20 protein-coding genes and 1 pseudogene are annotated in these 21,721 nt (G+C 37.7%); 10 read left to right on the top strand and 11 right to left on the bottom strand.

The features are described from left to right. The 3 genes from SKA34_RS05320 to SKA34_RS05330 all read right to left on the bottom strand — a co-directional run. Nucleotides 1-282: hypothetical protein (locus SKA34_RS05320; protein ID WP_006644485.1), on the bottom strand; the 282-nt coding region annotated here is incomplete at its 3' end. Continuing rightward, the gene (locus tag SKA34_RS05325; protein ID WP_006644486.1) at nt 283-1,098 is read right to left on the bottom strand and encodes a sugar phosphate isomerase/epimerase; all 816 of its coding nucleotides are present in this window, start codon (nt 1,096-1,098) and stop codon (nt 283-285) included. Continuing rightward, on the bottom strand, nt 1,098-1,880 hold the full coding sequence (locus tag SKA34_RS05330; protein WP_006644487.1) for a hypothetical protein: 783 nt from the start codon (nt 1,878-1,880) through the stop codon (nt 1,098-1,100). The genes SKA34_RS05325 and SKA34_RS05330 overlap by 1 nt, the downstream gene beginning before the upstream one ends. A gap of 418 nt (nt 1,881-2,298) precedes the next feature. On the opposite strand from SKA34_RS05330, the gene SKA34_RS05335 reads away from it, so the two are divergent. The 5 genes from SKA34_RS05335 (at nt 2,299) to efeB (ending at nt 6,263) form a co-directional block, all read left to right on the top strand. Then, the gene (locus SKA34_RS05335; protein ID WP_006644488.1) at nt 2,299-2,853 is read left to right on the top strand and encodes an iron transporter; all 555 of its coding nucleotides are present in this window, start codon (nt 2,299-2,301) and stop codon (nt 2,851-2,853) included. A gap of 66 nt (nt 2,854-2,919) precedes the next feature. Then, nucleotides 2,920-3,267, top strand: a complete 348-nt coding sequence (locus SKA34_RS05340) for a cupredoxin domain-containing protein (RefSeq protein WP_006644489.1) — start codon at nt 2,920-2,922, stop codon at nt 3,265-3,267. After that, nucleotides 3,267-4,109: an FTR1 family protein gene (locus SKA34_RS05345; RefSeq protein ID WP_006644490.1), complete on the top strand. Its 843-nt coding sequence runs from the start codon at nt 3,267-3,269 to the stop codon at nt 4,107-4,109. Before SKA34_RS05340 ends, SKA34_RS05345 begins: the two co-directional genes overlap by 1 nt. Further along, nucleotides 4,093-5,004, top strand: coding sequence for an EfeM/EfeO family lipoprotein (locus SKA34_RS05350; protein WP_006644491.1), 912 nt, complete (start codon nt 4,093-4,095; stop codon nt 5,002-5,004). The genes SKA34_RS05345 and SKA34_RS05350 overlap by 17 nt, the downstream gene beginning before the upstream one ends. Beyond that, on the top strand, nt 5,001-6,263 hold the full coding sequence (gene efeB / locus SKA34_RS05355; protein ID WP_006644492.1) for an iron uptake transporter deferrochelatase/peroxidase subunit: 1,263 nt from the start codon (nt 5,001-5,003) through the stop codon (nt 6,261-6,263). Before SKA34_RS05350 ends, efeB begins: the two co-directional genes overlap by 4 nt. Nucleotides 6,264-6,889: 626 nt before the next feature. On the opposite strand, the gene SKA34_RS05360 is transcribed toward efeB, so the two are convergent. After that, nucleotides 6,890-7,606, bottom strand: coding sequence for an SDR family NAD(P)-dependent oxidoreductase (locus SKA34_RS05360; protein ID WP_232284217.1), 717 nt, complete (start codon nt 7,604-7,606; stop codon nt 6,890-6,892). A 718-nt stretch (nt 7,607-8,324) separates the two neighbouring features. Here SKA34_RS05360 and SKA34_RS23280 point away from each other — a divergent pair. The 3 genes from SKA34_RS23280 to SKA34_RS05370 all read left to right on the top strand — a co-directional run bounded on the left by SKA34_RS23280 (nt 8,325) and on the right by SKA34_RS05370 (nt 11,998). Then, nucleotides 8,325-8,501 carry a hypothetical protein gene (locus SKA34_RS23280; RefSeq protein ID WP_006644494.1) on the top strand — a complete coding sequence of 59 codons (177 nt, stop codon included), beginning with the start codon at nt 8,325-8,327 and terminating at the stop codon, nt 8,499-8,501. Nucleotides 8,502-8,830: 329 nt separating this feature from the next. Further along, nucleotides 8,831-10,150: an ISNCY family transposase gene (locus SKA34_RS05365; RefSeq protein WP_083784328.1), complete on the top strand. Its 1,320-nt coding sequence runs from the start codon at nt 8,831-8,833 to the stop codon at nt 10,148-10,150. Between the two features lie 66 nt (nt 10,151-10,216). Then, nucleotides 10,217-11,998 (top strand): MOSC N-terminal beta barrel domain-containing protein, encoded by a 1,782-nt coding sequence (locus tag SKA34_RS05370; RefSeq protein WP_006644495.1) that lies wholly within the window; start codon nt 10,217-10,219, stop codon nt 11,996-11,998. A gap of 72 nt (nt 11,999-12,070) precedes the next feature. On the opposite strand, the gene SKA34_RS05375 is transcribed toward SKA34_RS05370, so the two are convergent. Continuing rightward, the gene (locus tag SKA34_RS05375) at nt 12,071-12,844 is read right to left on the bottom strand and encodes a carbohydrate deacetylase (RefSeq protein ID WP_006644496.1); all 774 of its coding nucleotides are present in this window, start codon (nt 12,842-12,844) and stop codon (nt 12,071-12,073) included. 41 nt (nt 12,845-12,885) lie between these two features. Beyond that, nucleotides 12,886-14,211 (bottom strand): 6-phospho-beta-glucosidase, encoded by a 1,326-nt coding sequence (locus tag SKA34_RS05380; protein ID WP_006644497.1) that lies wholly within the window; start codon nt 14,209-14,211, stop codon nt 12,886-12,888. A gap of 121 nt (nt 14,212-14,332) precedes the next feature. On the opposite strand from SKA34_RS05380, the gene SKA34_RS05385 reads away from it, so the two are divergent. Together SKA34_RS05385 and soxR are read left to right on the top strand one after the other, a co-directional pair. Further along, on the top strand, nt 14,333-15,217 hold the full coding sequence (locus SKA34_RS05385; RefSeq protein WP_006644498.1) for a LysR substrate-binding domain-containing protein: 885 nt from the start codon (nt 14,333-14,335) through the stop codon (nt 15,215-15,217). A 13-nt stretch (nt 15,218-15,230) separates the two neighbouring features. Continuing rightward, entirely contained in the window at nt 15,231-15,671 is a 441-nt protein-coding gene (gene soxR / locus SKA34_RS05390) for a redox-sensitive transcriptional activator SoxR (RefSeq protein ID WP_006644499.1), read from the top strand. Nucleotides 15,672-15,753: 82 nt separating this feature from the next. Here soxR and SKA34_RS05395 read toward each other — a convergent pair whose 3' ends face one another. From SKA34_RS05395 to SKA34_RS05420, 5 genes and pseudogenes are all read right to left on the bottom strand, one after another. Then, entirely contained in the window at nt 15,754-16,536 is a 783-nt protein-coding gene (locus tag SKA34_RS05395) for a class I SAM-dependent methyltransferase (RefSeq protein WP_006644500.1), read from the bottom strand. Further along, nucleotides 16,533-17,996 carry an ATP-binding cassette domain-containing protein gene (locus SKA34_RS05400; RefSeq protein ID WP_006644501.1) on the bottom strand — a complete coding sequence of 488 codons (1,464 nt, stop codon included), beginning with the start codon at nt 17,994-17,996 and terminating at the stop codon, nt 16,533-16,535. The genes SKA34_RS05395 and SKA34_RS05400 overlap by 4 nt, the downstream gene beginning before the upstream one ends. A gap of 510 nt (nt 17,997-18,506) precedes the next feature. Then, nucleotides 18,507-18,794 (bottom strand): annotated as a pseudogene (locus SKA34_RS05405) (major facilitator superfamily transporter); the annotation flags it as partial. After that, nucleotides 18,791-19,968, bottom strand: a protein-coding gene (locus SKA34_RS05410; protein WP_086004105.1) for an IS3 family transposase whose coding sequence is annotated in 2 segments (ribosomal slippage) — nt 18,791-19,710 and nt 19,710-19,968 — 1,179 coding nt in all. Because the reading frame shifts where the segments join, the coding sequence is not laid out codon by codon here. The pseudogene SKA34_RS05405 and the gene SKA34_RS05410, both read right to left, overlap by 4 nt. Nucleotides 19,969-20,010: 42 nt before the next feature. Next, entirely contained in the window at nt 20,011-21,699 is a 1,689-nt protein-coding gene (locus SKA34_RS05420) for a hypothetical protein (RefSeq protein ID WP_006644503.1), read from the bottom strand. Nucleotides 21,700-21,721: the final 22 nt, after the last annotated feature.

A 21,721-nucleotide genomic window follows, 5' to 3' on the forward strand; every position in this document is an offset into this window, starting at 1 on the left:
AGTTTCACCAAAAAAAGCAACTGAGGCGATTGCGACTAGCGCAATGGAGCCACTAGTTAATGTTGGGTGAGCGATATTTAAAGGTAGGTAGGTTAGAGAAACAGCATAGAGCATGAAAGCTAATCCATACAGACTAAGCCCAGATACTAACGGAATGTTTCCAATGATAGACAACGGCTTACTAAGCTGTATTGGTGCGGATGTATTCGTCACCGCAACCTTAATCAAAACACTTGCTGATGCATTTGATAAAATGCCCAAAACTAAAATTAACCACTTCATCTATAAGCCTCGATAAACTTGTTGCGTTAGCTCTATTGCATTTCGTATTTGTTTAATTGATGAGTAAGAGTGGCTTGTTAGCATTTCAATTGTCATCGGCATTTCTGGCAAATAAGTTTGTATCGCTTCCGCTGCTTTTTTGTGATAAGGGTTATTTTTGTTCAATGGAGCAAGTTGTGGCTCACTAATATGAATGTGGTGAATGATAGGGGCTACTGATTTTATAATTTTAGCGGGATCTTCATTGTTGATATTCATTGCGCCGATATCAAGTTGCATTCGAATATGAGCGTGATTAACTTCTCTTACAATATCCGCAGTATCAATGCTGTTCGTCATAAAGTTAGCTTGATAACATTCAGGATTAGGCTCTAGACATATAACAACACCATAACTCTCAGCTATAGCACCCAAGCGTCTAAAGAAATCGACCGACATTTTTAGTGTTTGACTATCGTCTAAGTGAGAACGGTCTCTGTTTTTAGGTGAGCCAAAAACAAGTTTTTTCGCACCAAGAGTGCTTCCTATTCTACAAATATGAGTTAAATGCTGTAAAAGTAAGTTTTGTGTTTCACTCGTGCCAAAAACATTAAGGCCTGTAGTACCAAACAAGAGGGCTTGCATCCCAATAGGTTCGACTCCCTTACTATTCCAGTAATGCTTTACCTCTAAGATTTTTTTTTCTTCTGTTTGGCTAGGTATGTCAAAGTATTTTGGTGGTGCTATGTCGATGTAAGAAACACCATAGTCGTTTAAAACTTTAGCAACATCATTATCTTTGGCTACATCCCAAGCAATATTAGAGATTGATATCATTATTCAACCTCTTTTTTAGCTTCTGATTGAGCATAAGCTCGAATAGCTAATAGCGTTTCTTTTTTAGAGTATTGATAAGGTTGATTATTATGAAATAAATGAGAGACCTCAGTTTGAAAGTCATAACTAGCAGGCGTATCACTTAATTTATTGTCAAAGTCTAAGCCAAAACACTCTTTTGCAATATCACTAACAGATAATGGTTCAGCTGTTAAATGTAAAAGATTACAGTGATTCCTAATAGCCACTTGGATATCTGACCACAAGTTAACCATCGGGTAAAACTGGAAAACACCACCGCTATCTATAGCGTCTAAATTATTATTATTGAGGAAGTCATAAATGACATTCTTTTTAAGCCCTGGGCCAACTAGTCCAGGCAGGCGAATGATGAGATGGTTAGAAAAATTCGCCTTTACAAACTCTTCAAGCTCATACCTGTGTAGGCCGTAAGGATAAAGCCCCGATGTATCAATAGAAGTTGATTCAGTTGCTTGATTAGGGTTCTGAAATACATCAACTGTACTAATTAAGATGAACTGCTCACATTTTATGGTCGATAAATGTGAGATTAAGTCTTGTATACTTTTTTTGTCTTGCTCTGGGTGCTTGTTCGCTAACCATTTTACAGCAGGAGCTCCAGCACAAACGACAGTATCAAATGACTTGCTTCTAATCTCGGCTATATTTGTAGATCTATATAAATCATTGAAATTTTTCTGTTTTAAAAGTGTGCTACCGACAAACCCACTGTAGCCTATTAAGGCATCTTTTTTAGTCATTATATTTTTCTAGTTAACTATTTCATATAAAAGTAATTGTATCAATATAATAAGCGACAAGCGATAAGCGATAAGCGATAAGCGATAAGCGACAAGCGACAAGCGACAAGCGATAAAATCACTAACTAGGAATGGGGCATAAATGGTTTACCAATACCACTTCAACTAAACCTCAACATATAAGTTAGATACGAACCCTACAAGAATTAAGTTTTGGTTTCGTTTAACTACACAACCGTAGATATCAATCACTATAACTAACGTTACACTTATAGGGATTCATAACATAGATCATACCCCTCAAAATCATAAAACTTAGTTTGCAATTTAATTGAAAAATCACCCCCTCAAAACTATTGTAATGATAACGGTTATCATTAATATTATCGCTTGATTATCAATAATGGAAATTCTAACAATGAAAGCAGCTCACCTTTTAGTAGCAACTAGTTTTATTCTGTCTTCAACTTCTGTATTAGCCCAAGAATATCCACTTGGTCAGCCTGTACTTAAAAATGGAATGGAGATTCAAGGTGTTTACCTTCAACCTATTACCATGGACACAGAAGGCATGGAGAACATGCACAGCTTATCTGCGAAAGATTCTGATGTGCATTTAGAAGCAGATATCCATGCGGCAGAGGAAAATCCAAACGGCTTCGCTGAAGGTGACTGGATGCCTTACCTTACGATCAAATACTCTGTAGACAAACTAGGTGATGATAAACCCGCCCAAACAGGTGAATTTATGCCTATGGTTGCAAGTGACGGACCTCACTACGGTAAAAACATCAAGCTAGACGGTAATGGTAAATACAAAGTTACTTTCACAATCTACCCACCGTCATACAACAAAAAAGCCATGTTCGGACGACATATTGATAAAGAAACAGGGGTAGCTCCATGGTTTAAACCTTTTGACGTTTCATGGGAATTTAACTACGCAGGTGTTGGTAGAAAAGGTAGTTACTAAGATTAATTAATCTTATAGGGGGGCTTAAAGCTCCCTTTTTTCACATTTAACAGACTGATATTCATTATGAAAAGAAATCCCACATTTATTATTTTATTGCTTTTTTTAACTCTGCCCTTATCTGCTTTCGCAGCAGAGAAATTCACCGTTGAATTGACAATAAACAATGGGGTATTCACTCCTGAAGTGCTCAACGTACCAACAAAGAAAATCATACGTATTAAGGTGTCAAATATAGGTGATCAACCCGCCGAGTTTGAAAGCACCCAACTACGAAAAGAAAAAGTATTAGCACCAGGAGCAAGCTCTGTCGTTGTTATTGCACCATTAAGGGAAGGTACCTATACCTTTTTTGATGACTTTCATCTCGATCTTCCAAAAGGCAAAATAGTTGCTAGTGAGCAGGTAGAATAATGGGACAAGTTACCTTTGTTATCTGGCGTGAAAGTATAGAAGCGCTTCTTCTTATCAGCATTATTTATGCTTGGCTCAAACAACATACAGATAGCCGACATGGACTGAAATATTTATGGGGCGGTGTTGTCATAGGTTGCGTAACTTCCGTTATGCTCGCTTTGTTGATTTATGGCGTATTTAACGTTCTAGACGATACAGGCCAATCTTTATTTATGATCATTATGGAAATTGCAGCCTGTCTGTTAATAGTCCAAATGGTTTATTGGATGAATAGCCACGGTAAATCATTAAAATCAGACATAGAGTCAGGCTTAGCAGCACAAACCCAAAAGAAAAGTTGGTGGGGAGTGACTTTCATTGTCGCGATTGCAATCGCACGAGAAGGAAGTGAAGTAGTTGTCTTTTTATCTAGTTTTATCATGACATTAAACAAAAACAATGCTGTTGATTTCTTCATTTCAGTATTCGGTGGCATTGTCGTTGCTGCATTCACTATGTATGTATTTTCACTATTCAAACGTTATATTCCGTGGCGCATCTTTTTCAATATAACAGGAATTATATTGCTTTTTTTAGCCGTGTCATTACTGCTAAAAGGTATGGAAGAAGGGTTGAATCTATTAATTGAATTCGATTATTCCGTTCCAGATTTCCTGTATTTACCTGCATGGGATACCACAAATATTATTGATGATTCAGGCTTGTTTGGAAGTTTACTGTCCTCCTTCTTCGCCTATCGTTCTCAGCCAATTTGGCTAAGTATTATTACCTTCATCATTTTTTGGCTCTCAATGGCATGGCTTTTCTTACGTGGAGGAAAGCATGCACAACAGAACTAGAACACTGATCAATACCCTTTGTCTATCTCTTCTTTTGGCCTCAAGTTTCCCCCTTGAGGCCAAAGCATTACGCTCACCAGTCCAAACTGGTGATGAGATAATCATTGCAAAAGGAGATATACCAACACCGGCTAAATATAAACCAGCCACGGAAGCCTTTATTGTTTACGCCACTGACAATATTGAACAAGTCATTGAACTACTTAATCATTTAAAAAAGTCTTTAGTGGAAAATAATATAAAAGAAGCCCAAGGTTATTACGTAAAAGCACATCAACATTACGAAATGATACGCCCTGTTGTTGACCTATTTGGAAATACAGATCGTATTATAAATTCGCGTGCAGATTATTTTTTACAAGGTGTAAATGACTATCGTTTTAAAGGCTTTCATCTCGTTGAGTATATGCTCTTCAAAGCTAAGAATAAGTCTGCAGCATCAGACGCTGTTGATGAATTAGTCATGTATGTCAAAGATCTCAAACAACGTGTTGAGCAAGAACACATTGAAATACCTAAGTTAGTTCAATCATCTGCAGACTATATTGAAATGATCATCGAAGTAAAACTCAATGGACAAGAAAATATATACAGCCATTCAGATCTCGCAGATATTGCAGCAAATATGGCGGGGTCAGAAAAAATTATTGAAGAGCTTAAACCATTTATTTCGCCTGAAACGTTAAAGCCAATACTTAAAAACTACCAGCAGATCGATCAGCTCATTGGTCGCTACGTAACAGATCAAGGAAGTTTTAAGCCATATGGTCAACTAACCAACCATGATAAGAAGAAGCTTTACTCGCTGTTATCAGATCAAGCTTATTTACTGGCAACATTAAGATCTACCCTAAACGTAGATGTTTACTACAAATATCAGGCGGAAACACCATGAGCGATAAGAAAACATCATCAACATTTACATTCTCTCGCCGCCGTGTATTGAAAACACTTGCGGTAGGTAGCGCGGCTCTTTCAATGCCGACGGTGGCAGCGAACGCATCAAAATCTTCTCATAATTACAGTAAAACGATTAACTACAAAGGCGACCATCAAGCAGGATTGATCACTAAAGAGCAAAAAGATGCCTCTTTTATTGCCTTTGACGTCACAATTGAAACGCTAGACGGGCTCGAAACAGTGCTAAAAACCCTAACGGAACGCATTGCTTATTTAACTCAAGATCATGTGTTACCTGCCAATACAGATGATAAGTTGCCTCCTCATGAATCTGGGATCTTGGGACGTTCACTCAAACCCGACTCCCTTACCATTACTGTTGCGCTAGGAGACTCATTATTTGACAAACGCTTTGGTCTTGCCCCCTTTAAACCTAAGCATTTACAAACAATGACAAGCTTTCCAAATGATCGACTAGAGCCTAATTGGTGTGGAGGAGATATCACACTGCAAATCTGTGCTGATAGCCCTGAAAGTGTCATTTATGCCGTTAGAGACATCATTCAACATACCAATAAGTACCTTTCTCCACGATGGAAAATGGATGGCTTTTTACCTTCACGAGACATAGATAATAAGTCTACGGCAATTAACTTATTTGGCTTTAAAGATGGAACAGGTAATGCGTCAGCTAGTGATGAAAAACTCATGAACGAGCTCGTTTGGGTTACCGACACAGATAAAGCGCAATCATGGTGTGTAGGAGGCTCCTACCAAGCCATACGTTTGATCCGATTTAATCTTGAATTTTGGGATAGAACACCATTAGAAGATCAAGAAAATAATTTTGGTCGTCATAAGATTAGCGGTGCTCCAATAGGCATGAAGCATGAGAAAGACTCGCCAGAATTTGATAAAGATCCGCATGGTGATCGCATTTTATTTGATTCTCACATGCGTCGTGCTGAACCACGAAACCCCGAACGCCATACAGCAAAGCTTAGAAGACGGAGTTACAGCTACTCATTAGGGCTTAGTAACACAGGAGCACTAGATATGGGATTGATCTTTGTTTCATACCAAAAAAACTTGAAAACAGGCTTTATTGATACCCAAAAAAGACTTAATGGAGAGCCATTAGAACGATACATCAAACCTTTTGGCGGCGGTTATTATTTTGTATTACCGGGTCTAAACAATGATCAAAGCTATATGGGTGACAACTTAATACAATTAGCTAAAAAACCGACATAAAGCCCCTGTTTAACATGCTGTAGATATAAGATCACTTTATATCTACAGCTATATCGTTAACTGCATTCCTTTATAGATACTCATACTCACCTGAATTCTTGATTCCTTTCTTAAAACATCATTCTACATTTTTAGACGCCGAGCATAATTTAAGGAAAAAGCAAATTATCACCATTAATTAGATATTATCGTTCTCATATCACACTTATTTATCACTAAATAGTTACTATGCTGCTCGACACATTATCGCCTAAATTCCTTTCATCAATATGGATTATTGAAAGAAGTAATTAAGACCCTTGCTGCTGGTGCTATTTCATCTGCTCTTCTTTCAGCCTTTCTATTTGAGAGCAACGAGTGAAGCTGGATATTTGCTGATGAACGCATTATTAAAGGAAAAGGCAAACATATTTCTTTCGACCATCGCAAGTGTGGCTAAAGGCAAGTTTTAACTAATTCGCCCATCATTTAAAAGCCGATCGTAAGATCGGCTTTTATTGTCAACATAGATATGGCGAGAAAAAATTAAAACATAATAGATACCATCTATTGACGCAATTCACACTTAATTGATATCTAGTAAATTCTTTCATTATTACAGCTTGAAAACGGCAGGTATAATAGTATTACTGGCAGGTATAACCACCGTCAATTGGCACTAATGAACCTGTCATAAAACTATTATCATCAGATAATAAATAACACGCTAGCTTAGCGATTTCATCAGGTCGTGCGATACGCTTGATTGGCTGTGCTTCTTCCAACATGTTCATGACTTCTTTATCACTTAGACCTGTTGCTGACATAAATGACCTTTTGGCCTTCTCAAGCAAGGGGGTATCTATAGTTCCAGGACAGATACAGTTTATCTTTATATTAAATTCGGCATAGTCAATGGCGGTACTTTTAGTCAGTTGTGCAATTGCACCTTTTGTTAAACCATAAGCTGCACTTAGTCCTTTACCTACAAAACTTTGATCAGAACCCATCAATAATATATTACCTTGACGATGTTCTTTCATTAAGGGAATAACGGTTTTAAGCGTATAAAAAGTACCTTTAATATTTACTGATATTATCTTATCGAGTTCTTCTAAAGACGTTTGCTCAATGTTAGATACTAAATGCATTCCAGCATTAGAAAATAAAGCATCAATCTTTTTTTCTTTAAAGTAAATATCATTAATTACTTTTTGTAGCTTTTCATAATCAGTGATATCACAGTGAATAAAATGGCTATTATTTGAATCAGGTGTATTAATATCAATATTATAAACAATTGCTCCACGATCTATTAAGAGCTCAACCGTAGATTTTCCAATGCCTGTTGAGCCGCCTGTCACTATGGCCACTTTATTCAAGAACTGCATTATTGATTTATCCTTCTATCCGTAAATTAAAGAGTTAAAGCCTTTACGAAAAAGTGAGAAAACGCACTTTATCTAAATGAAATTAAAGCTTCACTATCTAGCACTAAGCCATCAGATGCATATTACTCCTGTAAAGACTTTCAATTTTTAAGGAAGTGTAAAATCTTGCAACTTTGTTTTCTTTTTTAGACACCTAACACGAGAGTAAGAAGCGAAACCTTAACAACTACAGAAGATATCTCCTATTCAGTAAAAGCTTAACTTTTATCATAAATAATAACATATTAAAAAATTGCCATTTATACTTAACTCACTAATTTCGGGACAAAACAGGTTCTCTATCAGACAAATCAAGGCATCGAAAAATAGGCAGAAGCTAAGTTTTACAACTTCATTTATTACATAAGTGGGAGTAAAAAACCTTATCTATTTATTAAGCATAATTTCTAACAATAAACTTTAGATTATTGACAAGGAAAGAGACTTATTTAATAATTTTCTATCGCTTATCCTTCTTATATCATTAAGTTATAAACTATCTTTACAAAAATAGACAAATAACGCCAATAACTTTTTTAAAACAACTATTTTAATATTTATGTTTGCATTTTTAGAGTAAAAACAAACTAACATTATTAAAATTATCTATTATATTAAATGATAATCGCTTTAATTTAATGAGGTAAAAACTATGAGTAATGATGAATTACTTCCACTCTATGTTGTTATTTCTTTGGTGTTATTCCTATTTTTCATCATATTTTTATATATTCAACTTTCTATTAAAGCGAAAAAAGACGGTGTGATTGGAGACTATTGTATAAATCAAAAAAAAGATAAGGCTGCTGGTAGGTCAGAACAGAACTAAAAAGAGAACAGATTATCTGTTTTTTTATTTACAGTACTGTCATTTTTACTCAATTAATACCTAAAAGCAGACGATTTAAAAGCAATCACATACACGCTGACATTTCACTAACATTTTCACCCTATTATTCATCAAATAAATGTCGTGTTCTTAATTGTGGTGCCCTGTGAATCAAATACTCTCCCAGATTAATATTTTTCCAATTAAATCAACCCAAAAGTGTCAGCCCTACTTTAAAATGTCACATTCCTCCAACTTAGAAATGTCACATTAGGTGTATGATTCTTCCTATGGAAGAATCAGCCTACGGTGCTGGAATGTTACTCACGATGAGCACAAAAGAGCTTCAGAAACTCGAAACAATACAAAACGTTTGTGATAAGCGTATTAGACAAATTGATGCTTCTAAAATCCTGAACTTAAGCCGTAGGCATATTCAAAGATTGGTTAATCAATACCGACAGTTCGGGGCTAATGGTTTAATTTCAAAAAAGCGAACTAAGCCAAGTAATCGTCAATTCAATGCATCATTGAAAAAACAAGTTATTGATTTAATTCAGACTCATTACTTCGATTTTGGTCCTACGCTAGCCGCAGAAAAATTAGCTGAAATTCATGATATTAGACTCTCTACTGAAACCATCAGAAAATGGATGGTTTCGGTAAAACTTTGGAAACCAAAGGTTAAGAAAAGACGTAAGATTTATCAACCGAGAGCGAGAAGAGATTGTATAGGCGAACTTATTCAGCTTGATGGTTCCCCCCACGACTGGTTCGAAGGCCGAGCCGATAAATGTACATTGCTTGTTTTTATTGATGACGCAACAAGCGCCATCATGCATTTATATTTTTGTGATTCTGAGTCGACGTTTTCATATATGGCTGCGACTAAGCAGTATATACAACAGCATGGTAAGCCTGTCGCGCTCTACACGGATAAACACGGTGTTTTCCGTGTTAACCATGCTAGCAACGAAGACCGCAATAAACTGACTCAATATGGTCGCGCACTAAAAGAATTAAACATTGAGCTAATTTGTGCCAATACTCCACAAGCTAAAGGGCGCGTAGAACGCGCTAATTTAACGCTTCAAGACCGTCTAGTTAAAGAGATGAGGCTAGCAGGGATTAATGGGATAGAAGAAGCAAACGAGTGGTTATCAGGTTTTATAGATAACTATAACAGGCGCTTTGCTAAACCAGCTAAACGTCAATTGAATGTGCACAGACCTATCTACGAAACCCCGAAAGAGTTATACGATATTTTCTCCTGGCAAACTTCGCGAAAAGTAACTAAATCACTAACGCTACAGTATGACAAAGTCATGTATTTACTTGAAAAAAATTCAGAAAATGAAAACCTTGTGGGTAGAAATATCATGATACATGATTACCCTGACGGTCAAATAGATATTAAGCATTTAGGTCAATCATTAGGTTACAGTATTTTTGATAAATTGGAGCGAATAAATCAGGGAGAGATAGTTGAAAATAAGCGTTTAGACGCTGTTTTGAGATTAGCGATGGTAGAGCAAGAACGATTGGAATCAGAAGGTTTAAGAGAGCGTAGTCGTTCAGATACACCAAGACGACAAGAACAACGTAGACAGTCGCGAATAAATCCCGTGATGTATGACCAAGCGAAATAACAAATTTCTGTCACTTAGAAAAAGTGACATTTCTAACTTGGAGAACCGTGTGACATTTCTAAATGGTTGCAACAAAAATCAACCCAAAAGATCTCCCTATCTCAAGCTTATGTTAAATCTGCGGGCATTAATCTTGATCGACGCTTTATGATCGCGCTCACTGACGGTTCAATGATCACCTCTCGTCGTTATCCTCAGCTACTACTTATCACTACAACTATTGAGTCTAACGGTTTACTTTTCAATTACCCTAATAAAACTCCACTCTCTTTGAGCTTTGAACAATTAGCACTTCTGGCGACTTCCACCGCGGTATGGAATGATAATTGTGAAGCTTACACAACATCGAACGATGCTGATCAATGGGTTAGTGAAATCATTGGGCAACCAGCACAACTGCTTTATAACGGTGTCGAAAGCCAGCGTATGGGAGGCAAAGCGCAAGTTAAAGTCAGTTTTGCTGATAACTTTCCAGTCATGATTGTCTCTGAAGCATCACTAAATGAGCTCAATGATCGCACTCAGGAAATCCATTCAATGGATAAGTTTCGTGCCAATTTAGTCGTGTCTGGAGTTAACGCATTTGCTGAAGATAGCTGGAAAAGAATACGTATTGGTGAAGTAGAACTTGAAATTAAGGCTCCTTGTAGCCGCTGTGTATTAGTAAACTATGATCCTAATTCCTCAAAAAAAGCAGATAATAATGAACCCCTTGCAACACTCATGACCTTTCGTTCAGATAAAGTCATTCCAACCAATGTGAATTTTGGTATGAATGCCATCGTGGTAAAAGAAGGTATTGTTCGTCAAGGGGATCAGGTTGAAGTATTAGAGCATCGCACTCCAGAAACATACCCTGACCAACGTGTTGCCCTGACCTGCGTTAAGCGTGAAATCATCGCAAAAGATTTTGTTTCTTTTTCTTTTAAGGCACAAAAAGACACAGCTTTAGCACCTTACTTGCCAGGACAGTACCTCCCTATTCGTATTGCGATTAACGGCAATGTCGTTGAACGTTGTTATACACTGTCTTCATCACCACTAGAGCAAGAATACACTATTTCAGTTAAACGAATTGAGCAAGGAACAGTGTCAAACTGGCTACACGATAATTTACAAGTCGGTGATACGATATGGAGTGAAAAACCATCAGGTCAGTTTTACCTTGAGCCACACAAACAACAAAATACCCTGCTGCTCTCTGCTGGTAGTGGTGTTACGCCGATGATGTCGATGCTACGCAGCTTAATTTCTGAAAGAAATACTCAAGGACTAACTTTCTATCATTACTGCAAAACACAAGCAGATATTCCTTTTGCTGATGAGCTTGCTGAAATACAACGCCATCACCCAGAAATTAGTATTCATATCTGTTTAACTCAAGATAATGATACATCTCATGCCTATCATGGACGTATTTGCGCGGAGCACTTTGCAAACATTGACGTAAAAGATAACTGCCATGTTTATGTATGCGGCAGCAGTGGTTTTAACCAAATAGCGCAAGAGCTATTTAGCAATCAAGGCTTACCAACCGATCGCTTTCATCAAGAGCAATTCAATAAAGCATTGACCAAGCCAGAACAAGAACAATCACTCAACATCCAATATAAGCAGCAACAATTTACTGGTAACAACCAAACTAGCTTGTTAGATCAAATTGAAGCGGCAGAGCTACCAATAAAAAGTGGTTGTCGTGCCGGTTTATGTGGACGCTGTAAAGTAAAAGTGACTGAAGGGAATGTATTACAACAAGACAGCGCAGCATTGAGCGAAGAAGAAAAACAACAAGGTGTAATACTAGCCTGTTGTTCAATCCCAACATCGAATATCACGATTGAGCAATAAATAAGTCGCCGTGATAGTTACCCATTAAAACGGTAACTATCACGGTACTTAACATCGCTCATCACTTATTAACTATAATGCGGAGAAATTCGTCGGCGTGATCTTATGCTGTTTTAACCAGAGCTTAAATTGAGGATCGGTCAGAATTTGTAATTCTTCAAAGCGCTTATCACTATAACTTGATATTGATTTTAATAGTGGATCGTCGGCTAAACCAGGATGGCACATAAACTCGACGCATTTATGAGTAAATTGTGCCTGGTATTCAAGTAAATAACCTTTTAGCCGTGATAGTGATACCCCCTCATCAAAAAAGCCCATATCAAAGATATCTGGTGTTGCGACCTTTAAATCCTTCATTCCTTCCGTCATCACATCAATACGTCTTGCTGGCAAACCTATATCATTTAAAAAACGGATAAAGGCATGTTTAATCGATGGGATAGTTGCTGCAAAATGGTGAGTATCAATATGGCTTGGCTCTAAACCCAATGCCAACGCAAAAGCATATTGCGCATGCATTTCCTGATAAGCTTGCTCTTGATCTATCTCCGATGGTTGGCGAGAGAACAGCTCAGGCTTTTTAAGAAAATAGCCATTGTTGTCAACTAAACTCCTTACCTTTTCAGGTTCGAGCACAGGTTTACCCGACGTTAATGTAATATGTAATCCAACATCAGCATCACCACATTCACCTTTTTTCATTCTGGCAATGGCATCTAACGTCCCTGGTTGGTTAACCATTAATGTTGTCGATTTAACAATGCCAGCCTGTAAACACTGAATTATCGCTTGGTTAACCCCCTCAGTTACCCCAAAATCATCAGCATTCATAATTAATTTCATATATCAATCCTCTACAGATACTTAAACAATACGACTAACGATTAATGCAGGTGAGAAAACTGAGGCATATATGCTCGATTCGCTTCAATCGTTTCAGCTAATGCCTGCTCTAATACATGTCCTGTTGGTACGATAGGGTTTAAAATCAATCCACGAATAGCCGCATTCATATCCCCTTCTACTGCCGCTTTAACCGTTAAAGTCTCAAACTCTTTCATTAACTGAATTAAGCGCAGAGTATCGGTCGGCAGAGGCGCAACATTAAAAGGAATAGGGCCAGCACTGGTGATCATCGCACTCACTTCAACAGCACAGTCATCAGGAAGACCTGAAATTGCCCCATTATTACGAGTATTAACATGCATAATTGAACGCTTGTCATTATGAATAGCATTCATTAGTTCACACGCAGCTTCTGAATAATACTGACCACCACGTTGCTCTAACTCTTTGGGTTTTACATCAAGGTGAGGATCGCGATAAATATCAAATAATGTCTTCTCTATCAATTTTACAACTTCAGCACGGCAACCTTGATCTTGGTGTTGCAACTCTTTCACTTCTTCATCCAACATATCTTGGCTTTGATAATAGTAACGAAGATAAGCACAAGGGATCATACCTAGCGAGCGAACCAAATTTGCAGGCCAAGCGAACGGTGGAATATTCTGTGGCACCATACTGTCGTTACCCGCTAATACAGCCTCTAGTACTTCAGAAAGTTTATCTTGCCCTTGATGTAATATTTGGGTTGCCCAAACGAGGTGATTTAAACCTGCAATTTGGATCATCAAATCTTGTTCTTTACAGCCTAAGATTGCTGCCGCCCCTTTTTGCATCGTTACTGGCACATTACACAGTCCTACCGTTTTAACATTCGTATGCTTCAAAATAGCCTCTGTCACCATACCCGATGGGTTAGTGAAATTTAGAAGCCATGCATCAGGACATAGTGCTTCAATATCCCGACAGATATCGAGAGCAATCGGGATAGTACGGCAAGCATTAGCAAAGCCACCAAGCCCATTGGTTTCTTGCCCAATCATGCCGTATTTAAGTGCAATTTTTTCATCTCTTATCCGCCCTTCAAGTCCACCAGCTCGAAATTGAGAACAAATAAAGTCAGCATCTTTCAATGCTAATTGTCGATCCTGTGTTAAATGAATTGTCATATCGACACCTGCACTATCCACCATTCTTTTCGCTAACGCTGCAATGATTTGCGCTTTTTCCCATCCATCTTCAATATCAACAAGCCATAAATCTGAAATCTGCATTTCATCTTTACGGACTAATAAGCCTTCTATAAGTTCTGGGGTATAACTAGAGCCTGCACCAATCACAACAATTTTTAATGGATTGTTCATTCTCTTTTCCTTTAGCAAAACATCACAGTTTAGATAAATTCATTAAAAACCGTTTCAATAGCCTTAACAAACGAAGAGTTATCGCCTATAAATGAGTTTTACTCATGCATGAGGAGGGTAAATGGATAAACAACAAATTCTAATGGCAAATATGCATGTGTTTAATATTGCAGCCAGAGAGCTCAGTTTTACCAAAGCGGCATCATATTTAACAATGTCTCAAAGTGCGGTAAGCCATCGAATCAAAAATTTAGAACAACAACTCGGTTTTAAATTATTTATTCGGCGCACTCGCAAACTCGAACTGACTCCTGAAGGTACACGGCTAAAGATGGCTGTATCACAGTCATTCGATGCTATTTACAGTGAGCTTAATGACATCAAACACAATGAACTAAGTGGTGAGTTATTTATTGGTACCTCAAATAATTTTGCTGCATCATGGCTTATACCTCGTTTAACGTCTTTTCAAAAGCGCTACCCCAACCTTGATGTCCGTATTCAAGTCAAAGACTCTATTCATGACTTTAGGTATGAGCCTATCGACTTAGCGATTTATTACATCAAGCCTAATCATCCTGACTTACATACCGAATTAGTATTTAATGAATACTTAATCCCTGTTTGTAGCCCTCAATATGCACAACAGTTAGGATTAATTGAGAAAGGTATTGAGGGTTTAGAAGAAGCAACATTTATACACCGAACACAATCGAAAGCTTGGCCCAGATGGCTAACAGCAAACAATAGTGATATTGATTGTTACCAAAAAACCTATAGTTTTAATCAAAGTAATTTGTATATAACAGCGGCAATAAACTCATTAGGCATTGCTATTGGACGTCAACAGTTAATAGAAAAACCATTAGCATCAGGGCAACTAGTGACTCCTTTTTCGGCTATACCATCAGATTTAAACTACTATATTGCCTGTATGAAAGGGATGGAAAAACGGCCTAAGTACCTTGCCTTTAAAAACTGGCTACAAGAACAAATAGATATCTGATGTGGAGAATCAAATGGAATTGAGTGTAGGACAAGTTGCAAAACGCGCAGGAGTCAGTGTTTCGGCTTTACATTTTTACGAACAAAAAGAACTCATTCTTAGTTATAGAACCGCGAGCAACCAGCGCCGTTATAAGCGATCTGTACTGCGCCGTATTGCCGTAATAAAAGCAGCACAAAATGTCGGTTTAACATTACAAGAAATAAAGCAAGCCTTGGCTCATATTCCCTTAAACGAAAATGTAAAAAAAGAGCAGTGGGAACAACTTTCTACACTTTGGCATCAAAAGCTTGAAGATAAAATGCATGAGTTAAAACAACTACAAAACCAGTTAGGTAGCTGTATTCAATGTGGCTGTTTATCAATGGAAAGTTGTGCGCTATATAACAATAATGATGTTAACGGCGTCACATCGCCAGGCGCTAAGTTAATCACACCAAAGAATAATAACTAGATTCAGCTTTTCTTTTTATCGCACTTTAATCTTCTTAAGAGCCCAATAACAAATTGGGCTCTTTGGTTTACAAAATCAATGATTAAGGTTTGATCGCTTTAGTTGCGATTAATGTGTCCATATATTTTTCAATAATAAACCGTGGTGTCGGGTGTTCATCCTCATAGAACCCTGCGAGTAAAAAGCCGGCTTCCATTTGAAGACCAATTTGCTGTGACAAGGTATGACCAAAAATTATTGCCTCACCTTGATCTAGTTTTTGTTGATATTTCTCATTCGATAAACTCTCAATATCGGAATAAGGCAAAATGAAATTCGGCTTTATCAATCCTTGTTTCTCCAATATTTCCGAACGTTCAAAAATAAACAATACTGGGTTATAAAAACTCGCCAATAATATACCGCCAGACACTAGAACACGATAACACTCGGTCCATAGACGCGTTAAATCAGGGATATATAGGTTTGAAATCGGCGAAACTATATAATCAAAGGTGTTATCCTCCAACATATTTAAGTCTGTCATATCAGCCTGAATCGTCCTCAACATTAAACCATCTCTTTTAGCAACAAACTCATCTTTTGCGAGTTGTTCTAAAGAAATATCAACCACGGTTACGTCAGCACCAGCGGCTGCTAATACAGGTGCTTGCTGCCCACCTGCAGAGGCTAAACAAAGGATTTTCTTACCTTGGATATCTTTAGGTAGCCAATCGCTAGGAAGCGGTTTTTTCGTAATATGTACCGACCAAGCCCCTGCTTGGGCTTGCTTAATAACCTTCGTATCGACAGGCAACGTCCATCTACTGCCACTTTTCGCTAAGTTATCCCAGACAGCACAGTTGTACTTGATAATATCTCTCAAAATTCTTCTCCTGACACATAAACTTCTTTATTATTCGATTCAATAAACTGCTTATTTTTAATTTCAATTAAGCGCTGGCACCGAACCTTGCTAATAAACACTTCATCATGCGAAATAAGCAAAAGCGTACCGGGATAGCTTGCGAGAACACTACTGACATGCTCTTTTGTTTCTATATCTAAATTATTTGTTATTTCATCTAAAATCAGTAACTTCGGGTTTAATATTGAAATAATACAAAGCGATAGTCTGGCTTTTTCACCACCAGATAAGTGATTGACGGTCTTAAATACCTCTTCGTTATTTTTAAATAAAAACTCGTTAAGTTTATGTCTAACCTCTTGCACACTCCATTCAGGTTTTATTTCTTTTACACTATCAAACACACTCAATTTATTATTTATATTTTCATAATGCTGATCTAAATATCCAATATCATTAGCATCAATTAAGTGCCAAAAACCTTGAATATCAATATTATTTTCACCAAGCAGTGCTTTAATAAATGAAGATTTTCCTGTCCCATTTTTACCTTTTAAGGCAACCCGCTCTCCTGACATTATTCGAAAGTTTATATTTTCTAAAATTGGTGCTTGTTCACCTTTATATTTAAGATGGCCGTCAGAAATAGATACAATATCCCCCTTAACCTGATCATACTGGTTAATATCAAAATGAGGATGTATATCTTCTATAAAATTTATATTTTTCAGCTTATCTCTAAGTGCAGTTTGACTTTGTGTAATGACGGCTTTCTTTTGGTTTGCTGTAGTATTACTTCGGTTCATTGCAGCCTTACTAACAACCGTTGGCCATTTCCGGTTATCAATCTGTTTTTGCCCTTTGGCTTTACTATTTGCCGCTCGCTTTTGCTCTTTCATTCGCTTCTGGTGTGTTAATTTCTTTTCTTTCTCGAGTTGGTTTATCTCACTGATTATTTGATGACTTTTATAACGTTTCTCTTGTTGATAATCACTATAACGACCATTAAAAACCGCTATCTCCTCAGAAGCAATATCCCATATGGTATATGTGACTTTATCAATTAATTCAATATCATGAGTTACTATAATCAATGCGCCATAAAAATATTTGAGCATATTAATTAAGCTCTTACGATTATCTTCATCAAGATTATTCGTCGGCTCATCGAGAATTAAAATATCAGGATATTTTGATAACGCCTGAGACAAGCGTTTATTAAAGCGTTGTCCACCACTGAGTTTTACGTTGTGTGTATCCAATTGGCTAACATAACCAATCACTGCATCATTTGAAATATCAATAAAACCTTCACTCGGTGAAAGCTTACCAATAATGGAGTTAAGTAAACTTGTCTTTCCACTCCCATTGCGACCGATAATCGCAATACGATCGCCTTCATTCACCTGAGTAGTAAAATTATTGAATAGTACTTTTGAATTATTAGATAATCCTAAATTATTAAATCGAATATGCATATAGCCTCCTAGAGACAGGGCATAATTCAGCTTAACTTAGGTGATATGACAATTTTTCTGTACGTAGTAAAAGTATAGATAATTGAAATACGAGATTTTATAGATTACTAAGCTAAGCCTACTAACCCTGTGTTCAGTATTAAATGATTATGTTATTTAAAATGAATACAGGCGTTATTTGTTCACTTGGCTTAGCTTCCTATTTAGATGCGGGGAATTTACTTTTTTAAGATAATGGATCTTTTTTTTGATTACAACATAAAAATTCAACTCTTAAAATAAATAGTATTTTATCAAAGACTAAACATGAGCATAAAATTGTACATTATTCAGTACTTTTAAAAAGCTAGATATGTATTTATCTTAATTAATAAATGTAGAGATGTAGTAAAACAGTGATTGACAAATAACGCAAAAAAAACGAGCTGTGACTAGTACTACTAAGCCACAGCTCGTTTAAAAAGTAATTAAACAATCATTAATTATTAGTCACTTACACTCATTTAAATGCTAATTAGCTGCCTGTGATTCAATGGCATGATGCTCATCTGCAGACTTTAGCATTTTACGGATAATTGCCGAACATATCAGTGCAACCACAATCATTACCACAGCAAGGATTGTCAACAATTGGAAATAGTTACCATATAGGTTTTGTACCACTTGCTGAGTGACTTGTTGTCCTTTTTCTAGTGCCACACTCGTTGAAACAACGGCACCTAAAATACCACTCAGTGCTTGAGCGATATAAAAAAGGCTCACTGAGAAATTTTCAATAGCTTTAGGTGTAGTGGTCAACTAAAATTGGCCACGGTTTTAGAGTTTTCCCAATATAATCGTTCTGATTCGTTGGGAGTTAGGCCGCCATTATATTGATGCGGCCTGAGTTGACAGTAATACCCGATAATGTAGCGGATGATCTCTTGTTGAGCTTCAGCAAAACTACGATAACCCACTGTTGGCACCCATTCGGTCTTTAAGCTTCTAAAGAAACGCTCCATTGGTGCATTATCCCAGCAATTTCCTCGGCGAGATAAACTCTGTTTTATCTTAAAACGCCACAGTAATTGACGGTACTTTCGACTTGTATAGTGGCTACCTTGATCGCTGTGGAACATGACGCCTTTCGGCTTACCACGCGACTCATAAGCCATTGAAAGAGCTTTGCCTGTCAGACTGGAATCAGGTGATAAAGACATCGACCAACCAATCACTTTGCGGGCAAAAAGATCAATAACAACCGCTAAATACATCCAGCGATTTCCTGTCCAAATATACGTAACATCACCAACCCAAACTTCATTTGGGGCGGTAACAGCAAACTGTCGGCCCAAGTGATTTGGAACCTCAACATGTTCTTGAGAAGCCTTTCTGTATCGATGCTTTGGCTGTTGGCAACTGACTAAACCAAGCTCTCTCATGAGTTTTGTTGCTCGGTATCGGCTCAGTTTTAAACCCTGATTTGTGACTATATCTGCAATAGTCCTCGCTCCCGCAGAGGCGTTGCTTGCTGCGTGGGCCTCACTAACTAAGCTGCGAAGTTTGACTGTTTCCGCCCTAATCGCTGTTGGACGCTTTAGCCAATAGTTATAACTACTTCGATGAACATTGAAGACTTCGCATAATGTTTTTACGCTATAGCTCTGCTTGAGTTTCTTGATCATCAAGAATTGTTCAGTGAGTCCGACATCAACAGAGCCGTGGCTTTTTTTAATATTTCATTATGCTCTTCAAGACGAGCTAACTTCTTTTTTAATTCCCGAATTTCTATTTGCTCAGGGGTCATAGGCGAAGCTTTTGGCGTTTTGCCTTGTCGTTCTTGTTTAAGCTGACGAACCCATTTATCCATCGTGGATTTACCCACATTCATGGCTTGGGCGGCTTCTGCCACTGAGTAATTTTGATCAATCACTAACTGTGAAGCCTCGAGCTTGAATTCTGCGCTGAATAGTCGTCTTGTACGATTTGTCATAGTGTCACCTGTTAACGTATGAAGTGATGATATCACCTCTAACTAAGTGACCAAATTCACTATGCCACTACAAGCATCATAACTTGGCGCTTCACCGGTTATGGGGAAGTAATATTCATCAAAGTTATTACCATCAATTGTATGGTAGAAATCCAACGTCATATATCGTAATAAATGCGCAGGTAAAGGCTCTGAAAATAGCGTGGTAGTTCCCACCTCACCAGAAGCAAAATGACCCGTTGAGTTATGTTGATTATGAACAATCGCCAAATACCTTTGAAAATCTCCAATTTGAGTAAGAAGCCACTCCTCACCATTACTGTCAGCCACACTCATGGCTTCAGAAAGACGAGTTTTCACAACGCTTTTAGCCAGTGGTAACGCAGAAGCAAGATTAGTCGTATCAAGACCTGAAACGTTTAATGCTGATGCAATCAAAGGAGCATGCTTTTCCAGATCAAAGCTGCCAGGGAAAATATAACTATAAAAGCTATTTACATGATTAGCTTGCCATTCACTCTCTAGCGCAGATCTAATTAAGCCATCGAGCTTAGCTAATCGAGCAGAATGTACATAGAGATTTGAATTGTTATTACTCTCATACCAACTTGCAATATGCTGTAATGATGAATGAGGTGACAATTGTTGCCCAGCAAGATAACTTGATGACCAAGCAGCGCAAGCATTCCCCGAGCCGCACTCTTCCACTATCTCTTTACTTGAATCAAATAACCATCGCATTACAAGCGCTCTGTCTGTTTCAGCTTTTTTAAGTATGCGTTGTTTCTCTGAAAAGCTGATAATCTGGCGCTCTAACCAAGCTTCCTCATGTAAGTTATTCCAACCATTGAGAATTAATTGATCCAAAGATTGAAGAAAGAACCGTTTAATGGCGTCTCTCGTTGGCATCACCATTCGAGAAATAACGTCATCTTTTGAGGGATCAAAATGCTTCCTCTCTTCAGGAATCCAAGAATATTGTGTACATCCAACAAAATTCGGATCCCCCGCAAGCATGCCGATACGAGAACATGTCTCGTAGCCAGCTTGAATAATAAAATACTTATTATTCCGTTCCCTTTCCGTCGCAGGGCGACCAAAAAGACTACGAGACATCTCATCAATAGCAACCGCTTCTGCTTGCTGTATAAAGTAACTGTGTGCCTGCTCAACTGATCCAGAGCCAAACAAACGATCAATCGCACTAAGTCCCTCTGCTCGCATATGAGCCTGAAGCTTTGTGCCTACATCGGCTAATTGCTGGTTCGCGGTTTCAACAATTTTTATCTTGGCATTTAATACCCTTCGATATAGCTGACGCACAGTTAGATGATCGAGACCTTCAATGTTGCCATTTATTAAACTCTCTAACTTAGCAATCACTAAATTTAATTGATTTTGCTGGCAATGCTGGAGGTTAGCTAACCTTCTATTAGCTTTACGAATAGAAGGAGTTACACTCGGATAAGAATTGTTTAGTTCTTGTTCGGGATACAAAGCTTCCAATGCATCGATTTCTGTTCGACAAGCATTCGATAACTCTGAACTAAAGAGCTTTGTCTCACTATCGGTAGTGGCAAGCAGGGTTAGAAAAGATTTATCTAACTCACTTTCCACCGCATTAATTAAAGTGGTTACTATTTGACTTTGCGCTTTTACCCCCTCTTGATAATAAAGTTGGTATTTAAGCGCAACATCAGTGGCATATCCAATAGCGACTGCTTCCAGCATGCTTTGCTGACCGGATGATAAA

This window comes from Photobacterium sp. SKA34 (genome assembly GCF_000153325.1).
GTDB lineage: Bacteria > Pseudomonadota > Gammaproteobacteria > Enterobacterales > Vibrionaceae > Photobacterium.